Source organism: Pseudomonas sp. MF06569 (assembly GCF_059862735.1).
The window spans coordinates 40226-58442 of sequence record NZ_JCBCUZ010000001.1; the positions used below are offsets into that span (position 1 = coordinate 40226).

Annotated in this window: 19 protein-coding genes; 13 read left to right on the forward strand and 6 right to left on the reverse strand. The window is 59.7% G+C overall.

Translation table 11 applies throughout. The annotated features are described in order from the left end of the window. Positions 1-8: 8 nt before the first annotated feature. From phoB to epsC, 7 genes are all read left to right on the forward strand, one after another. Positions 9-701, forward strand: a complete 693-nt coding sequence (gene phoB / locus AC19YQ_RS00210; protein WP_016782809.1) for a phosphate regulon transcriptional regulator PhoB — start codon at positions 9-11, stop codon at positions 699-701. 44 nt (positions 702-745) lie between these two features. After that, positions 746-2068, forward strand: a complete 1323-nt coding sequence (gene phoR, locus AC19YQ_RS00215) for a phosphate regulon sensor histidine kinase PhoR (RefSeq protein ID WP_133074983.1) — start codon at positions 746-748, stop codon at positions 2066-2068. A 99-nt stretch (positions 2069-2167) separates the two neighbouring features. Beyond that, positions 2168-3508 (forward strand): hemolysin family protein, encoded by a 1341-nt coding sequence (locus tag AC19YQ_RS00220; protein WP_219261989.1) that lies wholly within the window; start codon positions 2168-2170, stop codon positions 3506-3508. A gap of 267 nt (positions 3509-3775) precedes the next feature. Continuing rightward, the gene (locus tag AC19YQ_RS00225; protein WP_133074985.1) at positions 3776-5083 is read left to right on the forward strand and encodes a CitMHS family transporter; all 1308 of its coding nucleotides are present in this window, start codon (positions 3776-3778) and stop codon (positions 5081-5083) included. A 245-nt stretch (positions 5084-5328) separates the two neighbouring features. Beyond that, positions 5329-6987, forward strand: coding sequence for a Na/Pi cotransporter family protein (locus AC19YQ_RS00230; protein WP_133074986.1), 1659 nt, complete (start codon positions 5329-5331; stop codon positions 6985-6987). 83 nt (positions 6988-7070) lie between these two features. After that, positions 7071-8447, forward strand: a complete 1377-nt coding sequence (locus AC19YQ_RS00235) for a M16 family metallopeptidase (protein WP_500594348.1) — start codon at positions 7071-7073, stop codon at positions 8445-8447. Between the two features lie 96 nt (positions 8448-8543). After that, on the forward strand, positions 8544-9470 hold the full coding sequence (epsC, locus tag AC19YQ_RS00240; RefSeq protein WP_133074988.1) for a serine O-acetyltransferase EpsC: 927 nt from the start codon (positions 8544-8546) through the stop codon (positions 9468-9470). Positions 9471-9537: 67 nt separating this feature from the next. Here epsC and trpA read toward each other — a convergent pair whose 3' ends face one another. Beyond that, entirely contained in the window at positions 9538-10344 is an 807-nt protein-coding gene (trpA, locus tag AC19YQ_RS00245) for a tryptophan synthase subunit alpha (RefSeq protein WP_339475023.1), read from the reverse strand. Then, entirely contained in the window at positions 10344-11564 is a 1221-nt protein-coding gene (gene trpB, locus AC19YQ_RS00250; protein ID WP_326427653.1) for a tryptophan synthase subunit beta, read from the reverse strand. Before trpB ends, trpA begins: the two co-directional genes overlap by 1 nt. Positions 11565-11677: 113 nt before the next feature. Between trpB and AC19YQ_RS00255 the strand changes: the two genes are divergently transcribed. Next, complete coding sequence (locus tag AC19YQ_RS00255) at positions 11678-12574, forward strand: LysR family transcriptional regulator (protein WP_339475025.1); 897 nt, start codon at positions 11678-11680, stop codon at positions 12572-12574. On the opposite strand, the gene AC19YQ_RS00260 is transcribed toward AC19YQ_RS00255, so the two are convergent. Then, positions 12571-12897 carry an ElaB/YgaM/YqjD family protein gene (locus AC19YQ_RS00260; protein ID WP_133074992.1) on the reverse strand — a complete coding sequence of 109 codons (327 nt, stop codon included), beginning with the start codon at positions 12895-12897 and terminating at the stop codon, positions 12571-12573. The genes AC19YQ_RS00255 and AC19YQ_RS00260 overlap by 4 nt on opposite strands. A 154-nt stretch (positions 12898-13051) precedes the next feature. Here AC19YQ_RS00260 and AC19YQ_RS00265 point away from each other — a divergent pair, with 154 nt between their 5' ends. Both AC19YQ_RS00265 and AC19YQ_RS00270 read left to right on the forward strand, forming a co-directional pair. Beyond that, positions 13052-13267 carry a dodecin gene (locus AC19YQ_RS00265; RefSeq protein ID WP_133074993.1) on the forward strand — a complete coding sequence of 72 codons (216 nt, stop codon included), beginning with the start codon at positions 13052-13054 and terminating at the stop codon, positions 13265-13267. Between the two features lie 121 nt (positions 13268-13388). Beyond that, the gene (locus tag AC19YQ_RS00270) at positions 13389-13613 is read left to right on the forward strand and encodes a DUF1161 domain-containing protein (protein ID WP_095027717.1); all 225 of its coding nucleotides are present in this window, start codon (positions 13389-13391) and stop codon (positions 13611-13613) included. 120 nt (positions 13614-13733) lie between these two features. On the opposite strand, the gene AC19YQ_RS00275 is transcribed toward AC19YQ_RS00270, so the two are convergent. Next, positions 13734-14738: an LLM class flavin-dependent oxidoreductase gene (locus tag AC19YQ_RS00275; RefSeq protein ID WP_500594349.1), complete on the reverse strand. Its 1005-nt coding sequence runs from the start codon at positions 14736-14738 to the stop codon at positions 13734-13736. Between the two features lie 215 nt (positions 14739-14953). Here AC19YQ_RS00275 and AC19YQ_RS00280 point away from each other — a divergent pair, with 215 nt between their 5' ends. Both AC19YQ_RS00280 and AC19YQ_RS00285 read left to right on the forward strand, forming a co-directional pair. After that, the gene (locus tag AC19YQ_RS00280) at positions 14954-15385 is read left to right on the forward strand and encodes an OsmC family protein (RefSeq protein ID WP_094999634.1); all 432 of its coding nucleotides are present in this window, start codon (positions 14954-14956) and stop codon (positions 15383-15385) included. A 160-nt stretch (positions 15386-15545) separates the two neighbouring features. Then, positions 15546-15791: a DUF1161 domain-containing protein gene (locus AC19YQ_RS00285; protein ID WP_339475027.1), complete on the forward strand. Its 246-nt coding sequence runs from the start codon at positions 15546-15548 to the stop codon at positions 15789-15791. On the opposite strand, the gene AC19YQ_RS00290 is transcribed toward AC19YQ_RS00285, so the two are convergent. Then, the gene (locus tag AC19YQ_RS00290; protein ID WP_133074997.1) at positions 15783-16199 is read right to left on the reverse strand and encodes a PA0061/PA0062 family lipoprotein; all 417 of its coding nucleotides are present in this window, start codon (positions 16197-16199) and stop codon (positions 15783-15785) included. The two genes, AC19YQ_RS00285 and AC19YQ_RS00290, sit on opposite strands and share 9 nt — an antisense overlap. Before the next feature lie 169 nt (positions 16200-16368). On the opposite strand from AC19YQ_RS00290, the gene AC19YQ_RS00295 reads away from it, so the two are divergent. Continuing rightward, the gene (locus AC19YQ_RS00295; protein ID WP_500594350.1) at positions 16369-17418 is read left to right on the forward strand and encodes an aminopeptidase; all 1050 of its coding nucleotides are present in this window, start codon (positions 16369-16371) and stop codon (positions 17416-17418) included. Here the strand turns inward: AC19YQ_RS00295 and AC19YQ_RS00300 are convergent, their stop codons facing one another. Further along, positions 17419-18054, reverse strand: a complete 636-nt coding sequence (locus AC19YQ_RS00300) for a dual specificity protein phosphatase family protein (protein WP_339475029.1) — start codon at positions 18052-18054, stop codon at positions 17419-17421. Positions 18055-18217: the final 163 nt, after the last annotated feature.

Here is an 18217-nt window from a genome sequence, read left to right on the forward strand (position 1 = left end):
ATTACGGCATGGTTGGCAGGAGCATTTTGATCGTTGATGACGAGGCGCCGATTCGCGAGATGATCGCCGTGGCCTTGGAAATGGCGGGCTACGACTGCCTTGAAGCCGATAATGCTCAGGACGCCCACGCCATCATCGTGGACCGCAAGCCGGACCTTATCCTGCTCGACTGGATGCTGCCTGGTGGCACTTCGGGGATCGAACTGGCCCGACGTCTCAAGCGTGAAGAGCTGACCAGCGATATTCCGATCATCATGCTCACGGCCAAGGGCGAAGAAGACAACAAGATCCAGGGGCTCGAAGTGGGCGCTGATGACTACATCACCAAGCCATTTTCCCCCCGTGAACTGGTTGCCCGCCTCAAGGCCGTGCTGCGCCGTGCAGGCCCTGCCGATGCCGAATCCCCTATCGAGATCGGCGGCTTGCTGCTCGACCCCATCAGCCACCGCGTGACCATCGACGGCACCCCCGCCGAAATGGGCCCTACCGAATACCGCCTGCTGCAGTTCTTCATGACCCACCAGGAACGTGCCTACACCCGCGGCCAATTGCTCGACCAGGTCTGGGGCGGCAACGTGTACGTGGAGGAGCGCACCGTGGACGTGCACATCCGCCGCCTGCGCAAAGCCCTCGGTGAGGCTTATGAAAATCTGGTACAAACCGTGCGTGGCACCGGTTACCGGTTTTCGACCAAGGCCTGATCCCGGCTTTATCTGATCCAACGGCAAGCAAGGACCCGCGCGACGTGAATCAAAACTGGCATGGCACTCTGATTCGTCATTTGTTGCTTCTGGTCGCCGGCTGCCTGGTGGTCGGGCTGCTCAGTGGCTATTACGGCTGGAGCCTGGCCATTGGCCTGGCGTTCTATCTGGGCTGGACACTCAAGCAGTTGTTGCGTTTGCACGAATGGCTGCGCCAGCACAAACCCGACGAAGCCCCCCCCGATGGCTACGGCCTGTGGGGCGAAGTGTTCGACAGCATCTACCATCTGCAACGCCGCGATCAGCGTGTGCGCGGGCGTCTGCAAGCGGTGATCGATCGGGTACAAGAGTCTACGGCCGCCCTGCAGGACGCCGTGGTGATGCTCGACAGTGATGGCAATCTGGAATGGTGGAACCGCGCGGCAGAGACCCTGCTGGGGCTCAAGACGCCCCAGGACAGCGGCCAGCCTGTGAGCAATCTGGTGCGTCACCCGCGCTTCAAGGAATATTTCGAGCTGGGCAATTACGTTGAGCCGCTGGATATCCCTTCACCGGTCAACGACCACCTGCGCATCCAGCTCTACATCACGCGCTATGGCAACAACGAACACCTGATGCTGGTGCGCGACGTGACGCGGATTCATCAGCTGGAGCAAATGCGCAAAGACTTTATCGCCAACGTGTCCCACGAACTGCGTACGCCGTTGACGGTGATCTGCGGCTATCTGGAAACCCTGCTCGATAATGTCGAAGACGTGAACCCGCGCTGGAAACGGCCCTTGTCGCAAATGCAGCAACAGGGCGAGCGCATGCAGACCCTGCTCAACGACTTGCTGCTTCTGGCCAAGCTCGAAGCCACGGACTACCCCTCGGACAACCAGCCGGTGGCCGTCGACCTGTTACTGCGCTCGATCAAAAGCGACGCCCAGGCGTTGTCCGGGCAGCGCAACCAGACGATTACCCTGGACGTCGAAGCCGATTGTGCCCTCAAAGGCAGTGAAGCCGAATTGCGCAGCGCGTTTTCCAATCTGGTCTTTAACGCGGTCAAATACACCCCCGATGGTGGCAGCGTGCGCATTCGCTGGTGGGCGGACAGCAGCGGAGCGCACCTGAGCGTGCAGGACTCGGGCGTGGGCATCGACAACAAGCACTTGTCGCGCCTGACCGAACGCTTCTACCGCGTGGACTCCAGCCGAAACGCCAGCACTGGCGGCACCGGGTTGGGACTGGCCATCGTCAAACATGTCTTGTTGCGCCATCGTGCGCGCCTGGAGATCAGCAGTGTGTTGGGCCACGGCAGCACCTTCACCTGCCATTTCGCGCCGACCCAAGTGACAAAATCATCGCCCGGTACGCTGATCGACTAGGCCCTGCGGCCTTTGCCCACTAGGCAAGGGCCACATCAGCCGTTACATTGTTTGGCCATATCTCCCCATTTGTAACGACGGAACCCGTAAAACTCCATCATGGACCCTTCCCCTGGCTTGACCCTCGCGACACTCTTCGCCGACTTCGGCATGATTCTTTTTGCTCTGATCCTGGTTTTGCTCAACGGTTTTTTCGTTGCGGCCGAATTCGCCATGGTCAAATTGCGCTCGACCCGGGTCGAAGCGATTGCCGAGGACAACGGCTGGCGCGGACAGATCCTGCGCACCGTTCATAACCAGCTCGACGCCTACCTTTCGGCTTGCCAACTGGGTATCACCCTGGCATCGCTGGGTCTGGGCTGGGTCGGTGAGCCGGCGTTCGCCCACATACTGGAGCCGCTGCTGGGCGCCGTCGGTGTTGAATCGCCTGAAGTGATCAAGGGCGTATCGTTCTTTACCGCCTTCTTCATCATTTCGTACCTGCACATCGTGGTCGGCGAACTGGCCCCCAAATCCTGGGCCATTCGCAAGCCAGAGACCCTGTCGCTGTGGACCGCCGTGCCGCTGTACCTCTTTTACTGGGCCATGTACCCGGCGATCTACCTGCTCAACGCCAGCGCCAACGCCATTTTGCGCATTGCTGGCCAAGGTGAGCCCGGTGCCCATCACGATCACGCCTACAGCCGCGAAGAACTCAAACTGATCCTTCACTCCAGCCGCGGTCAGGACCCGAGTGACCAGGGCATGCGTGTACTGGCTTCGGCGGTGGAAATGGGTGAACTGGAAGTGGTCGACTGGGCCAACTCCCGGGAAGACCTCGTGACCCTGGACTCCAAGGCCCCGCTCAAGGAAATCCTGGCGCTGTTCCGTCGTCACAAATTCAGCCGCTACCCGGTCTATGACGCAGACACCAATACCTTCGTCGGTCTGCTGCACATCAAAGACCTGCTGCTCGAACTGGCTGATCTGGATCACTTGCCCGAGACCTTCAACCTTGAAGAGCTGACCCGGCCGCTGGAACGCGTGTCGCGCCACATGCCGCTGTCGCAATTGCTGGAGCAGTTCCGCAAGGGCGGTGCTCACTTTGCCCTGGTTGAAGAAGCGGACGGCAAGGTGGTGGGCTACCTGACCATGGAAGACGTGCTGGAAGTACTGGTCGGCGATATCCAGGACGAACACCGCAAGGCCGAGCGCGGCATCCTGTCTTATCAGCCCGGCAAGCTGCTGGTACGTGGCGACACGCCGTTGTTCAAGATCGAACGCCTGTTGGGTGTTGACCTTGACCACATTGAAGCCGAGACCATTGCAGGCCTGATCTACGACACCCTCAAGCGGGTGCCCGAAGAAGAAGAACAGCTGGAAGTCGAAGGCCTGCGCATCATCATCAAAAAGATGAAAGGCCCGAAAATCGTCTTGGCTAAAGTCCTGAAGATGGATTAAAGCCCGATCCCACGCCATCTGTGGGAGCGGGCTTGCTCGCGATGCAAGCGCCGCGGTTTATCAGAATGACCGCGTTGATCCAATCGCGAGCAAGCCCGCTCCCACCAAAGTCCCCCTCCCTCCCTCCGTCTGTAAGAACTTTTACCAGCGAAAGCTGGTTGAAAGGATTCCCCTCTAGCATCGAGTCATTACCGGCAACAGACCGGTTGGCCTGCCACGTGAACAACACGCGGTCAGCGCCCTACTACAACAATAATGGTGACTTTTATGCTGACCTTCCTTGGCTTTGCCATGGTCATTACATTTATGTACCTGATCATGACCAAGCGTCTTTCCGCCCTGATCGCCCTGATTCTGGTTCCCATCCTGTTTGCCGTGTTTGGCGGTTTTGCGCCAAAAATCGGCCCGATGATGCTCGAAGGCATCACCAAGCTTGCCCCGACCGGGGTGATGCTGATGTTCGCCATCCTCTACTTTGCCCTGATGATCGACTCCGGCCTGTTTGACCCGGCAGTGCGCAAGATCCTCAAGCTGGTCAAGGGCGACCCGCTCAAGATCTCGGTGGGCACTGCGGTGCTGGCCCTGGTGGTTTCTCTGGACGGTGACGGCGCGACCACTTACATGATTTGCGTGGCCGCCATGCTGCCGCTCTACAGCCGCATCGGCATGAGCCCGCGGATCATGGCCGGCCTGATCATTCTGGCCGGTGGCGTGATGAACATGACGCCCTGGGGTGGCCCGACCGCCCGGGCAGCCAGCGCCCTGCATGTCGACCCTTCGGACATTTTTGTACCGATGATCCCGGCAATGCTCGCAGGCTGCGCAGCGATCCTGGTGATTGCCTGGTTCTACGGCAAGCGTGAGCGTGCGCGTCTGGGTGAACTGCACCTGCATGGCGATGAAATCGACCACAGCGAAATCAGCGTCTCGCAATACCCGGATGCCCGTCGGCCAAAACTGATCTGGTTCAACGGTGCCCTGACCCTGGCGCTGATGGTTGCCCTGATCGCCGGTTTGCTGCCTCTGCCTGTGCTGTTCATGGTCGCGTTCAGCATCGCGATGATCGTTAACTACCCGTGCCTGCAACAGCAAAAAGACCGCGTTGCGGCCCATGCTGGCAGCGTACTGGCGGTGGTGGGACTGATTTTTGCGGCGGGTATTTTTACCGGAATCCTGTCGGGCACCGGCATGGTCGACGCCATGTCCAAAAGCCTGCTGGCGGTGATCCCACCTGCGCTGGGGCCTTATCTGGCCGTGATTACCGCACTGGTGAGCATGCCGTTTACCTTCTTCATGTCCAACGATGCGTTCTACTACGGCGTACTGCCGGTACTGGCCGAAGCCGCCAGCCACTACGGCATCACTGCCGCTGAAATGGCCCGTGCTTCGATTGTTGGCCAGCCTGTGCATTTGCTGAGCCCATTGGTGCCATCGACTTACCTGCTGGTGGCGCTGGCCGGTATCGAGTTCGGCGATCACCAGCGCTTCACCCTCAAGTGGGCCATCCTGGTGTGCCTGGTCATCATGGTTGCGGCGCTGCTGCTGGGGACGTTCCCGCTGTTCAGCACGCTTTAACCCCCTCCGGTGTGGGAGCGGGCTTGCTCGCGATGCAAGCGACGCGGTGTTTGAGTTAAACCGTGTCGAAGCCATCACGAGCAAGCCCGCTCCCACAATGCCATCATCGTCTCCAAGTGTTTCAACCTTCCCCCCGCTATGCGATGCTGGCGCTCTGCTCAATTGCCGACTACATCTTAAGAAACATCTGTAGGAACGGCCCGCAGCTATCTGATCCTTAGACACATCTATTACAGGGAGCCAGCATGCTGACCCTGCTCAATTTGCTTTCTGCTGTTGCCTTGCTGATCTGGGGCACTCACATCGTCCGAACCGGCATTTTGCGGGTCTACGGCACCAACCTGCGTCATGTCATCGGGCAAAACGTCTCCAGGCGCATGTTCGCCTTTGTCGCCGGGATTGTGGTCACGGCCATGGTGCAGAGCAGCAACGCCACGGCCATGCTGGTCACTTCATTCGTCGGCCAGGGGCTGATGGCCCTGACTCCCGCGCTGGCGACCATGCTTGGGGCCGATGTCGGTACGGCCTTGATGGCCCGGGTGCTGACTTTCGACCTTTCGTGGTTGTCGCCGCTGTTGATTTTTCTGGGTGTGATTTTCTTTCTGACACGCAAGCAAACCCGCGCCGGGCAACTGGGCCGGGTGGGGATTGGTTTGGGCCTGATCATTCTGGCCCTGCAACTGATCGTCGAAGCGGCTGCGCCCATCACCCACGCCCAGGGCGTGAAGGTGATCTTTGCCTCGCTGACCGGCGATATCCTGCTGGATGCCCTGGTCGGTGCCCTTTTCGCAATGGTCTCCTACTCAAGCCTGGCGGCCGTGCTGTTGACCGCAACACTGGCCGGCGCAGGCGTGATCAGCCTGCACGTGGCAATCGGCCTGGTGATTGGTGCCAACATTGGCAGCGGTGTGCTGGCCTTTCTCAGCACCAACATGCAAAACGCCGCCGGGCGTCAGGTGGCATTGGGCAGCCTGCTGTACAAGCTCATCGGCCTGTTGCTGATCATGCCCGTGCTCAACCCGCTGGTGGCCTGGATGGACAGCCTGAGCTATAGCGCCCAGGAGCTGGTCATCGGTTTTCACCTGCTCTACAACACCGTTCGCTGCTTCTTGATGCTGCCCACCGTGGGCGTGATGGCGCGAATTTGTGCCTGGCTATTGCCCGAGCGCGCGCAAGCGAACGGCGTGGTCAAGCCGCGCCACCTCGACCCGGCAGCCCTCGATACGCCGAGCCTGGCCCTCACCAATGCCGTGCGCGAAACCCTGCGCATTGGCGACCTGATCGACACCATGTTGGTCAATATGCTCGACGTTCTGCGCGGCAAGCAAACCGCTGTCACCCAAGAAATGCGTACCCTGAGTGATGAAGTCGAGGTGCTCTACAGCGCGGTCAAACTGTACCTGGCACAGATGCCCCGGGAGGACTTGAGCGAACAGGACAGCCGGCGCTGGGCAGAGATCATCGAACTGGCGATTAACCTCAAACTCGCCAGCGATGTGATCGAACGCATGCTGCGCAAAGTCCAGCAGCAGAAAACCTCCCAGCGTCGATCGTTTTCAGAAACAGGGCTGGAGGAGCTGGTGGGCTTGCAAACCCAACTGATCGAAAACCTGCGGCTGGGGCTGACTGTGTTTCTGAGTTCAGACCCGCAAAGCGCCCGCCAACTGCTGCGCGAGAAGCGCCGCTTCCGCGCCCAGGAACGGCGACTGGCCCACGCCCACGTGAGTCGGTTGCAGCGCAAGGTCACGCAAAGTATCGAGACCAGCTCGATGCACCTGGAGCTGATCGCGGACATGAAACGCTTGAACTCGCTGTTTTGCGGCAGTGCCTACGTGGTCCTTGAAACCTCTGAAACCGGCGCGCTGGAGCTGGATGACGCAGCGGACACGCAACATTTCCCTTGAACGTTGTAGGTCGGGGTGTTGTCAGCCGGTATGCAGCGACTAAGCTGCACCGGCTCAAGGACTCGAGAATTCAGGGATTTTTTATGCGTTGCCTGCTGTTCATCTGTTTACTGCTTGGCGCGACTCAGGGCTTTGCCCTCGATCGTTACAGCGTCGAGGGTTATCAACTCCCCAACGGTCTGCAACTCATCCTCAAGCCCGGTAATGATCGCGGGCACGTGGCGATTCGGCTGGTGGTGGGCGTAGGGCTGGATGACTTTTCATGCGCCGATCAGCAATTGCCGCACCTGCTGGAGCATCTGCTTTTCAGCGGCACCGATGACACCGGAGAAGGCGGCCTGGAGGAGCGCATGCAGGCGCTGGGTGGCGAGTGGAACGCCTTTACCAGTCACGCCGACACCACATTCGTGATCGAGGCCCCGGCTAAAAATCAGCGCAAGATCCTCGATCTGCTCCTGGGGCTGCTGACCCGCACGCAACTTACCGAGCAACGTATCAGCGATGCCAAGCAAGTGGTTGAGCGTGAAGACGGTGGCCATTATTCGCACCTGCAGCGTTGGCTGGATCGCCAGGATCTGGGCCACAGCGCGAGTAATCAACTGGCGGTTGAACTGGGGCTCAAATGCGCTGAGCGGGCCGAAGTGCATGATCTTACGCGCCAACAGCTGGAGGCCGTGCGCCAGAACTGGTATGCGCCTAACAACATGACGCTGATTATCGTGGGTGATCTGGACCGGTTGCTGCCGGCCTATCTGGAGCGCACCTACGGCGCCCTCGAACCGGTTGAGCCCAGCGAGCACAGGCCCCTGGCCGCGATCGATGCCAAGGCCCAGGCTGAGCGTGAACTGGTGCGCGGGGTGGTAGGTGACACCGCGACCCTGCACTGGCTGTTGCCGGAGCCGGTGATCGAGGGGCAGTCCGATGAAACCTGGAGCCTGCTGCGTGATTATCTGGAGTGGGCGCTGTACAGCGAGCTGCGGCTCAAGCACGGGTTGTCCTACGGGCCCTGGGCTGAGCGCGAAGTGTTTGGCGGCGTGAGTTTTTTGAGCCTGAATGCGGATCTTGAGCGCGAAAATGTACCTCAAGCGCGGCAGGTGATTGAGCAACTCAAGGCCCGGCTTCTCAAGGACGGCCTGGACCCGCAGGTGTTTGCCCGGCTCAAGAACGCCGCCATTGCCCGCCAGGCGTGGGCGGTGCAAGGCAACAGCGCGCTGGCCGATTACTATTGGGCCTCACTGGGTGACTACGATGAGGGGCACTTCGCCGATCCGGCCAAGCAGCTAAAGGCCATCAGCCTTGAGCAGGCCAATACGGCACTGCGCGAGTTGCTTGCAGAGCCGGGTTATATCCGCATCGAGAAGCCGTTGTTCGGTTATCACAGCTTGAGCATGGCCATTCTGGGTGCGCTGGCGTTGCTGATTATCCTCGCGGTGAGCTGGCGTGCATGGCGTCGACGTTAAGCGGTCATTTGCGCCACTGCGAAACTCTTTGATACCGTAAAATCATTGCCAATTCGCGGCTGGTTGATCCAGCCGCCAGCGTGCGGAGTATTCATCGTGAGTGATCGTTCCAATCCTTGGCAATTGCAGGCCATCGTCTGCCAACTGCGCGCGGCGCGAAATCAGTGGCGCACGCAAAACGGGCGGGTCAGTGGTGAGCAGGGTGGCCGCGAGCTGCCTTCGCGTGCCGCGATGGCCGATATCCTTGAGGCCCTGTGCGGTGCGTTGTTCCCCATGCGTCTGGGCCCGGTGGACCTGCGTGAGGAAAGTGAAGACTTCTACGTTGGCCACACGCTCGATGTTGCGCTCAACGCGCTGTTGACCCAGGCCCGGCTGGAACTGCGCTACGCGGCCCGCCAGGGCGGCCTGCCCGATGAGGGCGTGGATGCGACCGCGACCTTGCTGATTCAGGACTTTGCCCTGGCCTTGCCGGGCTTGCGCAGCATTCTGGATACCGACGTATTGGCGGCGTACCACGGTGATCCGGCGGCACGTAGCGTGGACGAAGTGCTGTTGTGCTATCCAGGGATTCTGGCGGTGATTCATCACCGGCTGGCCCATCACCTGTATCGCGCCGGGTTGCCTTTGCTGGCGCGGATCAGCGCAGAAATTGCGCACTCGGCCACCGGCATTGATATACACCCAGGCGCGCAGATCGGGCCGAGTTTCTTCATCGATCACGGGACAGGTGTTGTGATCGGAGAAACCGCGATCATCGGCGAGCGTGTGAGGATCTACCAGGCCGTGACCCTTGGGGCCAAGCGTTTCCCGGCAGATGAATCGGGGCAACTGCAAAAAGGCCATCCACGCCATCCGATCGTTGAGGATGATGTGGTGATCTACGCGGGTGCGACGATTCTGGGGCGTATCACCATTGGTCAGGGATCAACCATTGGCGGCAACGTGTGGCTGACCCGCAGCGTACCGGCGGGCAGTAACCTGACCCAGGCCAACTTGCTGCACGATGACGGGACGCAAAAGTAAGATCGGGTGACACCTTGCCCCTCACCACGCCTCTTCCGAGGGCGAAACGTGGTGAGGGGTTCTTGATTTAGCGAGCGTTGCGCACGCCTTCAGCCAGTGCTGCGCACAGGCTCAGTACACCATCCACCGCCTGTTCAGGGGTCGCTGCATTTTCGATCTTGTCGATCAATGCCGAGCCGACCACCACGCCATCGGCCAGTCGTGCAATCGCTGCCGCCTGTTCAGGGGTGCGAATGCCAAAGCCCACGCTGATTGGCAGGTCGGTATGGCGACGCAGGCGCTCGATGGCCGCGCTCACCTGTTCAGTGGTAGCTGAACCTGCTCCGGTCACGCCTGCCACCGATACGTAGTACACAAAGCCCGAGCTGCCAGCCAGTACGGTCGGCAAGCGCCCGTCGTCAGTGGTCGGCGTGGTCAGGCGGATAAAGTCGATGCCTGCGGCCTGCGCGGGGTCGCACAGCTCGCTGTTGTGCTCGGGTGGCATGTCGACCACGATCAGGCCGTCTACACCTGCCGCAACGGCGTCGGCAATGAACGCGGGCACACCGTAATGATGGATCGGGTTGTAGTAACCCATCAGCACCAGCGGCGTGTCGCTGTTGCCTTCACGGAACTCGCGAACCATCTGCAGGGTTTTTGCCAGGTTTTGCTTGGCGCCCAGTGCACGGATATTGGCCAGCTGAATCGCCGGGCCATCGGCCATCGGGTCGGTGAAGGGCATGCCCAGCTCGATCACGTCGGCGCCCGCCGCAGGCAAGCCCTTGAGGATCGCCAGCGAGGTGGCGTAATCCGGGTCACCTGCCGTGACGAAGGTCACCAGGGCCGCGCGGTTTTGTTCCTTGAGTTCGGTAAAGCGCGTTTGCAGGCGGCTCATCAGTGTTGCTCCTGTTGAGACTGTTCCATGTGGTGCATCACGGTTTGCATGTCCTTGTCGCCTCGCCCCGACAGGTTGACCACCATCAAGTGATCTGCCGGCAGGGTCGGTGCGCGCTTGAATACTTCAGCCAGGGCGTGGGCGCTTTCAAGGGCCGGGATGATGCCTTCAAGGCGGCAGCACTTGTGGAAGGCATCCAGGGCTTCGTCGTCCGTCACCGAGGTGTATTCGACGCGACGGATGTCGTGCAACCAGGCGTGCTCAGGGCCGATGCCAGGGTAGTCGAGACCGGCGGAAATGGAGTGGGCGTCGATGATCTGGCCATCGTCGTCCTGCAGCAGGAAGGTGCGGTTGCCGTGCAGCACGCCCGGTTCGCCGCCGTTGAGGCTGGCCGCGTGCTTGCCGGTTTCGATGCCGTAACCCGCCGCTTCCACGCCGATGATTTCAACGCTGGTGTCATCCAGGAACGGATGGAACAGGCCCATCGCGTTGGAACCGCCGCCGATGCATGCCACCAGGCTGTCCGGCAGGCGGCCTTCCTGGGCTTGCATCTGGTCGCGGGTTTCCTTGCCGATCACGGCCTGGAAGTCGCGCACCATCGCCGGATACGGGTGTGGGCCCGCCACGGTGCCGATCAGGTAGAAGGTGCTGTCAACGTTCGTCACCCAGTCGCGCAGGGCTTCGTTCATGGCGTCTTTGAGGGTGCCGGTGCCCGCTACAACCGGGATCACTTCAGCGCCCAGCAGTTTCATGCGGAACACGTTCGCCTGCTGACGCTCGATGTCGGTGGTGCCCATGTAGATCACGCACTGCAGACCAAAGCGGGCCGCCACGGTGGCGGTGGCCACACCGTGCATCCCGGCACCGGTCTCGGCGATGATGCGTTTTTTGCCCATGCGCCGCGCCAGCAGGATCTGGCCGATGCAGTTGTTGATCTTGTGCGCGCCAGTGTGGTTCAGCTCTTCGCGCTTGAGGTAAATCTTGGCGCCGCCACAGAACTCGGTGAGCCGCTCGGCGAAGTACAGCGGGCTTGGGCGGCCCACGTAGTCGCGCTGGAAGTAGGCCAGTTCCTTGATGAACTCAGGGTCTTTTTTGGCCAGCTCGTACTCGCGATCCAGATCAAGGATCAGCGGCATCAGGGTCTCGGCTACGTAACGGCCGCCGAATGAGCCAAACATGCCATTGGCGTCAGGGCCGGTACGTAAAGTGGATTGAGTCATGTGACGCTCCAGATAAAAAGTTACGAAGGTCGATGGGCCAGACTTTACCCGCGACAGCCCGGGATGAAAACCGATAAGATCGCCACAACATGTCAGGAAAACTCACAGATACCATGAGTCGAGATCTCCCGCCCCTGAATGCCCTGCGCGCATTCGAAGCCGCCGCCCGCCTGAGCAGTGTCAGCCAGGCCGCCGAGCAGTTGAACGTCACCCACGGCGCTGTCAGTCGACAGTTGAAAGTGCTTGAAGAGCACTTGGGCGTGAGCCTGTTCGTAAAGGAAGGCCGCGGCCTGAAGCTCACTGATGCCGGAATTCGCCTGCGTGACGCCAGCAGCGAGGCGTTCGATCGCTTGCGTAATCTGTGCGCAGAACTCACGCAAAGCCAGGTCAATGCCCCTTTTGTGCTCGGTTGCTCGGGCAGTTTGCTGGCGCGCTGGTTTATTCCGCGCCTGGGTCGATTGAATGCCGATTTACCGGACTTGCGCTTGCACCTGTCCGCCGGTGAGGGTGATCTGGACCCCCGCCGTCCCGGGCTGGACGCCTTGCTGGTGTTTGCCGAGCCGCCGTGGCCCGCCGATATGCAGGTGTATGAGTTGGCCAGCGAGCGTATTGGCCCGGTGGTCAGCCCGCGCTATGTCCGTTATGCGCAACTGTGTGGTGCGCCCGCCAGCGCCTTGCTCGACGAATCATTGCTGCACACCACCTCGCGGCCCCAGGCATGGCCAAGCTGGGCACAGCAGAACGCCATCGAGGCGAAGGATTTGAAATACGGGCAGGGGTTTGAGCACTTGTATTACTTGCTTGAAGCCGCCGTTGCGGGGCTGGGTGTGGCGATCGCTCCCGAGCCGCTGGTGGCGCAGGACCTGCAAGCCGGACGTCTGGCTGCGCCCTGGGGCTTCAACGAAACCCCGGCGCAGCTGACGTTATGGTTGCCCAAGCGCGCCGCAGACGGGCGCGCCGGGCAACTGGCGCAATGGCTCAAGGCTGAGCTTGCGCGCAGCGCAGATTAGTTGCCGCGCTTGCACAACAGGAAAGCAGCCAGCAGACCCAGCGCGCCGATGGCAACGCCCGCGGTGGCGTACGGATGCTCCTGGGCGTACTCACGGGTAGCGATCGCGGTTTCGCGAGTCTTGTCTTTCACTTCTTCGTAGGCGTCGCTGAGCAGATGGCGCGAATGCTTGAGTGCGTTTTCGGCATTGTTCTTGAGGATGCCAAGGGTCTTTTTGGACTCGTCTGAAGCGTCGTGCTTGAGGCTTTCCAGAGACTTGAGCAGGCTCTCGATCTCTGCTTCCATGCTTTGCAATGAGGCTTTACGTAGGGAATTGCTAGCCATTAGGGCTCTCCTGCATTGATGAGTGAGGTGCTTGTTAAGTCCGACTACAGAGATTTCAGAAAGTGCAGTTGGCCTGAACTTTTCCGTTCAAATTGCCTACAAAGTATTTAGCACAATCGCTGCTAGGCTTTGATCTACGACAAAGGAGAACGTTATGTCTGACCATCACACCTACAAGAAAGTTGAACTGGTAGGCTCGTCCCCGAGCAGCATAGAAGACGCCATCAGTAATGCACTGGCCGAGGCCAACAAAAGCATCAAACACCTGGAATGGTTCGAGGTGGTCGACACCCGTGGGCACATCAAGGACGGTAAAGTTGCGCACTATCAGGTGACGCTCAAGGTCGGATTTCGGATTGCCAGCAGCTAAAGAGTGATGGCGTTTTGAACTTACTGGCTGGCCGTTTGCCATAAACTCGGCTACACCGTCTGGGTGCAGCACGGCACATGCCGCGTTGCACCCTTTTCGTTTTGACCGGGGAATGTCACCGATGAAAAAGATTTTATTGGCTGTAGGTTTGCTGAGTCTGGCAGGAACGGCGTTTGCAGCGGGCAAGCCATGCGAAGAGTTGAAAAGCGAAATCGCGGCGAAGATTGAGGCCAATGGCGCCAAGCATTATTCGCTGACTGCTGTAGAGAAAGGCACTTCGGCTGACGGCAAAGTGGTGGGTACCTGTGAAGGCGGTACCAAGGAAATCGTGTACAAGCGCGGGTAAGTCCAGCGCAGCAGTAAATCTTGTGGGAGCGGGCTTGCTCGCGATGTGCACGCCGCGGTGTTTCAGATCAATCGCGTCGATACCATCGCGAGCAAGCCCGCTCCCACACTTCCCTTTGCGTCAGGCCCCTTTCATCACCTGCGACAGCAATTCATATGAATGAATGCGGTCTGCGTGTTCATACAAATCACAGGTAAAGATCAGTTCGTCAGCCTGTGTCTGCTCCACCAGCACGTCCAGCTTGGCCTTGATTTTCTGCGGGCTGCCGACCATCGCCAGGCCTAGGAAGCTCATCACCGCCTCTTTTTCGTGGGGCAGCCACAACCCGTCCATCGTCTCCACCGGTGGGCGCTGCACCAGGCTCTGCCCACGCATCAACGCCAGAATCCGCTGTTGTACGGAGGTCGCCAGGTACTCGGCCTGCTCATCGGTATCGGACGCCACCAGCGGGATGCCGAGCATCACATAGGGCTTGTCGAGGGTCGCTGATGGCTTGAAGTGATTGCGATAGACGCGAATCGCTTCGTGCATCAAGCGCGGTGCGAAATGCGAGGCAAAGGCGTAAGGCAAACCACGTTCACCGGCCAGTTGCGCGCTGAACAAGCTGGAGCCCAACAGCCAGACAGGAACGTTGGTTCCTGTGCCCGGCATGGCGATGATCCGTTGGTCCGGGGTGCGGGGGCCGAGGTAGCGCATCAGTTCAGCCACATCTTCGGGGAACTCATCGGCACTGCCCGAGCGCTCGCGGCGCAGGGCGCGGGCGGTCATCTGGTCTGAACCCGGCGCACGGCCCAGGCCCAGGTCGATGCGTCCCGGGTACAGGCTTTCGAGGGTGCCAAACTGCTCGGCAATGACCAAAGGCGCATGGTTGGGCAGCATGATGCCGCCCGAACCCACGCGAATGGTCGAGGTGCCGCCTGCCAGATAGCCAATCAAAACGGAGGTCGCCGAGCTGGCGATGCCGTCCATATTGTGGTGCTCAGCCACCCAAAAGCGGTTATAGCCAAACTTTTCTACGTGCTGTGCCAGATCCAGCGAATTGCGCAACGACTGGGCGGCGCTGCCATTTTCGCGCACAGGCACCAGGTCGAGGGTCGAGAATTTGATGTCAGACAATCGTTTCATCAGCCGGCTACTCCAGGTGGGGTGCAGGTCAAGGTGCTCGCAAAACCTGCCAGTGATTACAGAAATATGGGCATATACCCGAGTTTCAATGGCAGTCCGGGAATTGAGTGACTAAAAAAGACGACTGGTCCGACAAGATGAACTTTGTGGAGCCGACTACCCTCACAACCTTAGTCATGGCGTGAAACCTTCACGCCGCTCTTCAGGAGGCACGCATGAGTATCAAAAAGAAAGCATCGGCTCATTGGGCAGGCGACCTTAAAACCGGTATCGGCTCCATCTCCACTGAAACCGGGGTACTGCGCGAAGCGCCGTATGGTTTCAAGGCGCGGTTTGAAGGCGGCAAGGGCACCAACCCCGAAGAGCTTATTGGCGCAGCCCATGCAGGCTGTTTTTCGATGGCGTTGTCGATGATTCTCGGTGATGCCGGGCTCAAGGCCGACAGCATCGACACCACGGCTGAAGTAACGCTCGACCAGGTGGACGGCGGCTTTGCAATCACGGCAGTGCATCTGGTGCTCAAGGCCAAAGTGCCCGGCGCAACCCAGGCGCAGTTCGACGAGTTGACCACCAAGGCCAAAGAAGGCTGCCCGGTGTCCAAAGTGCTGAACGCAAAAATCACCCTGGATGCCACTCTGGTGAGCTGACGACTTGCGTGCGCCCCGCTTGTCACAAGCGGGGCTGCGTTGGCCCGGACAATGGCTACTTGGCTGCGACAGATCAGTCTTGCGCTGCGCCAGATGTGATCGAATGATCACCACTCGCGTCAGATCATGACTTAGCGTTCTGCCTCAAGGGAGTCTCACCATGAAACGTTTTGCTTTGGCTGTAGTTTGCTGTGCAATGGCCACCTCGGCTTTGGCGGCCCCCAAGCCGTGTGAAGAACTGAAAGCCGAAATCGAAGCCAAGATCCAGGCCAACAACGTGTCGTCCTATACGCTTGAAATCGTGGCCAATGAAGAAGTCCATGACGAGAACATGGTGGTAGGGTCGTGCGAATACGGCAGCAAAAAAATCATCTACCAGAACAACGACCGCCAGGCTTCACGGTAAGCAATTGACCAGCCGCTCCTCGGCAATCACCTTGCCCGCTGCGTTGTACAGCCGGGCGTAGGCGTTGAAGCCCAGTGAGCGCGCTTGCAGCCGGTAACGTTGGCCCGGCTGGAAGTTGTCGTAATTCAGGGTGACGTAGCACAGGCGTTCCTGCGGGTCGCTAAACATGCCCATACCGCCTACAAACACCTCGAAATCGAAGCGCACCATCAATTCATGACTGCCCGGCGTGACTTGAAAATAGCGACCGTCGGTCATGCGCTGGTTGTCCAGGCGCTCGGCCATCACCAGCTTGCCGGTTTGCGTTTCAAGGTCGACCCAAGCCATTTTCGGGTCAGCCGAAGGCAATGGCGTGCTGGCGCAAGCGCTCAGCAGGCACGCGGTCAACACAAGCAAAAAAGTGCGCATGATGATTTCCAGATAATTTGTTACATAAGCATAGCGTGCAATGCGGCTTTGCTGCTCTGCCCTGTGTGGGTGCCAGGCGATGTGGTTTGCCTGAAGGACCGTGCTGCCTGTATCGCGGGCAAGCCCGCTCCCACACTATTTATTGTCACTTTACCGCCGGGATCGCTTTATGACGCCGCGTGTTCGCTGCCTGCTTGCCATCGCCCTGATACCGCTGATCAATGGCTGTTCCAGTGCGTCGTATTACTCGCAACTGGCGGGAGGGCAATGGCAGTTATTACAGGCCCGCGAGCCGGTGAGCACGGTCATTGCCGACCCGCAGCGCCCGGTTGTATTGCGTGAGCAATTGGTAAAAGCCCAGGCCGCGCGAAACTTCGCCAGTCAGCATTTGCACTTGCCGGATAACCAGAGCTATCGGCTGTACGCCGACCTGAAGCGGCCTTACGTCGTGTGGAATGTGTTCGCCACACCGGAGTTTTCCCTCACCCCCGTGACCCATTGCTTCCCGGTTGCCGGGTGCGTGGCCTACCGTGGTTATTACTCTCAGGGGGCGGCGCGAGGGGAAGCGGCCCTGCAGCGTCAGGACGGCAAAGACGTGTTTGTCAGCGGGGTTGAGGCCTACTCGACATTGGGCTGGTTCGATGACCCCATTCTCAACAGCATGCTCACCTGGGGCGATGAACGGCTGGCCACCCTGATTTTTCACGAACTGGCCCATCAGCGTTTTTATGTGAAGGACGACAGCGAGTTCAATGAGTCTTTCGCCAGCTTCGTCGAACAGGAAGGCACTCGCCAATGGCGCGCCCACCAGGGCCTTTCACCGGCCAGCGACAATGGTTTGCAGCAGCGAAAGCAACTTATCGCGTTGGTACTCGACACCCGCCAACGCCTGCAAGACCTCTACGCCCAGCCTTTGCCTGCCGATGAAATGCGTCAGCGCAAAGCGGCTGAATTTGAACGCATGCGCCGCGAGTACTGTCAGTTACGGGATCAGCAATGGGGTGGGAACAAGCGCTTCGATGGGTGGGTCAATTCGCCGATGAACAACGCCAAGCTGCTGCCTTTCGGGCTGTATGACCAGTGGGTGCCAGCATTCACCGCGCTGTTTGAATCCGTTGACGGCAATTGGCCGAACTTCTATCGCGAGGTAGAGCAACTGGCAAAACTGCCACTGCAACAGCGCAAGGCGGCGTTGCAGCAGTGGATTGCGCGCCACTAGTCAGCTGGACTTGAGCCAGCCCTTCACGGCGCAGATGGCAAAGGGGCTGGTGCTGCATGCACCGCTGCTCAGGGCTGCGCGCAATTGCGCGATATCAGCTTTCATCATGTAGCTCGCGCCGTCCTTGAAATGTGAGTTTTGTCCAAAGCCGCCTTCGGTCATTTCCTTCAGCGCGTCTTCTTTGCTCCAGTCCTGTACCACCACGCGGTACATCGCCGCCATCAGGCCGGTGCGGTCCACGCCGTGCTTGCAGTGCATCAGCACCGGGCCTTTGGCTTGTGCCGTCTGGATGGCGCGCAGGGCGGCCAGTACATCGGTGTCATCCACATGGTTGGTGCGATAAGGCAGCTGGACCTGTGCTACATCGGGGTTCTTGAGCCAGGAGGCATCGGCCTCAGGCAAGAAGTTGATCACCGTGGCGATCTGCAGTTTTTCCAGCAACGGCTGTGCAGCGCTGTCAGGCAAGGCGCTGCGGTACAGGGTTGGGGACATTTGATACAGGTTGTACTGCGCGGCGACAGGTTGAGCCCACTGTGCAGGGCGAGCCTGGGTTGTTTCGTCGGCCTGAGCCTGGGGCAATGCAAACGCTGCCAGCAATGTCAGGCACAGGGCGGGGAAAAACCGGGCTTTGGGCATATTCAGTTCGACCACTTCAACAGGGATTATCAGGAGGTGGCGGCAGATTGAGTGATTTGTGATCAAAACCCTGTGAGCCATTTGTTAAAAAAACGTGAAGGCGCCAAAGGCAGGTGCGGCAAAATTACGCATGAAACGATTCACCTGGGCGCCCGGCCTGTTA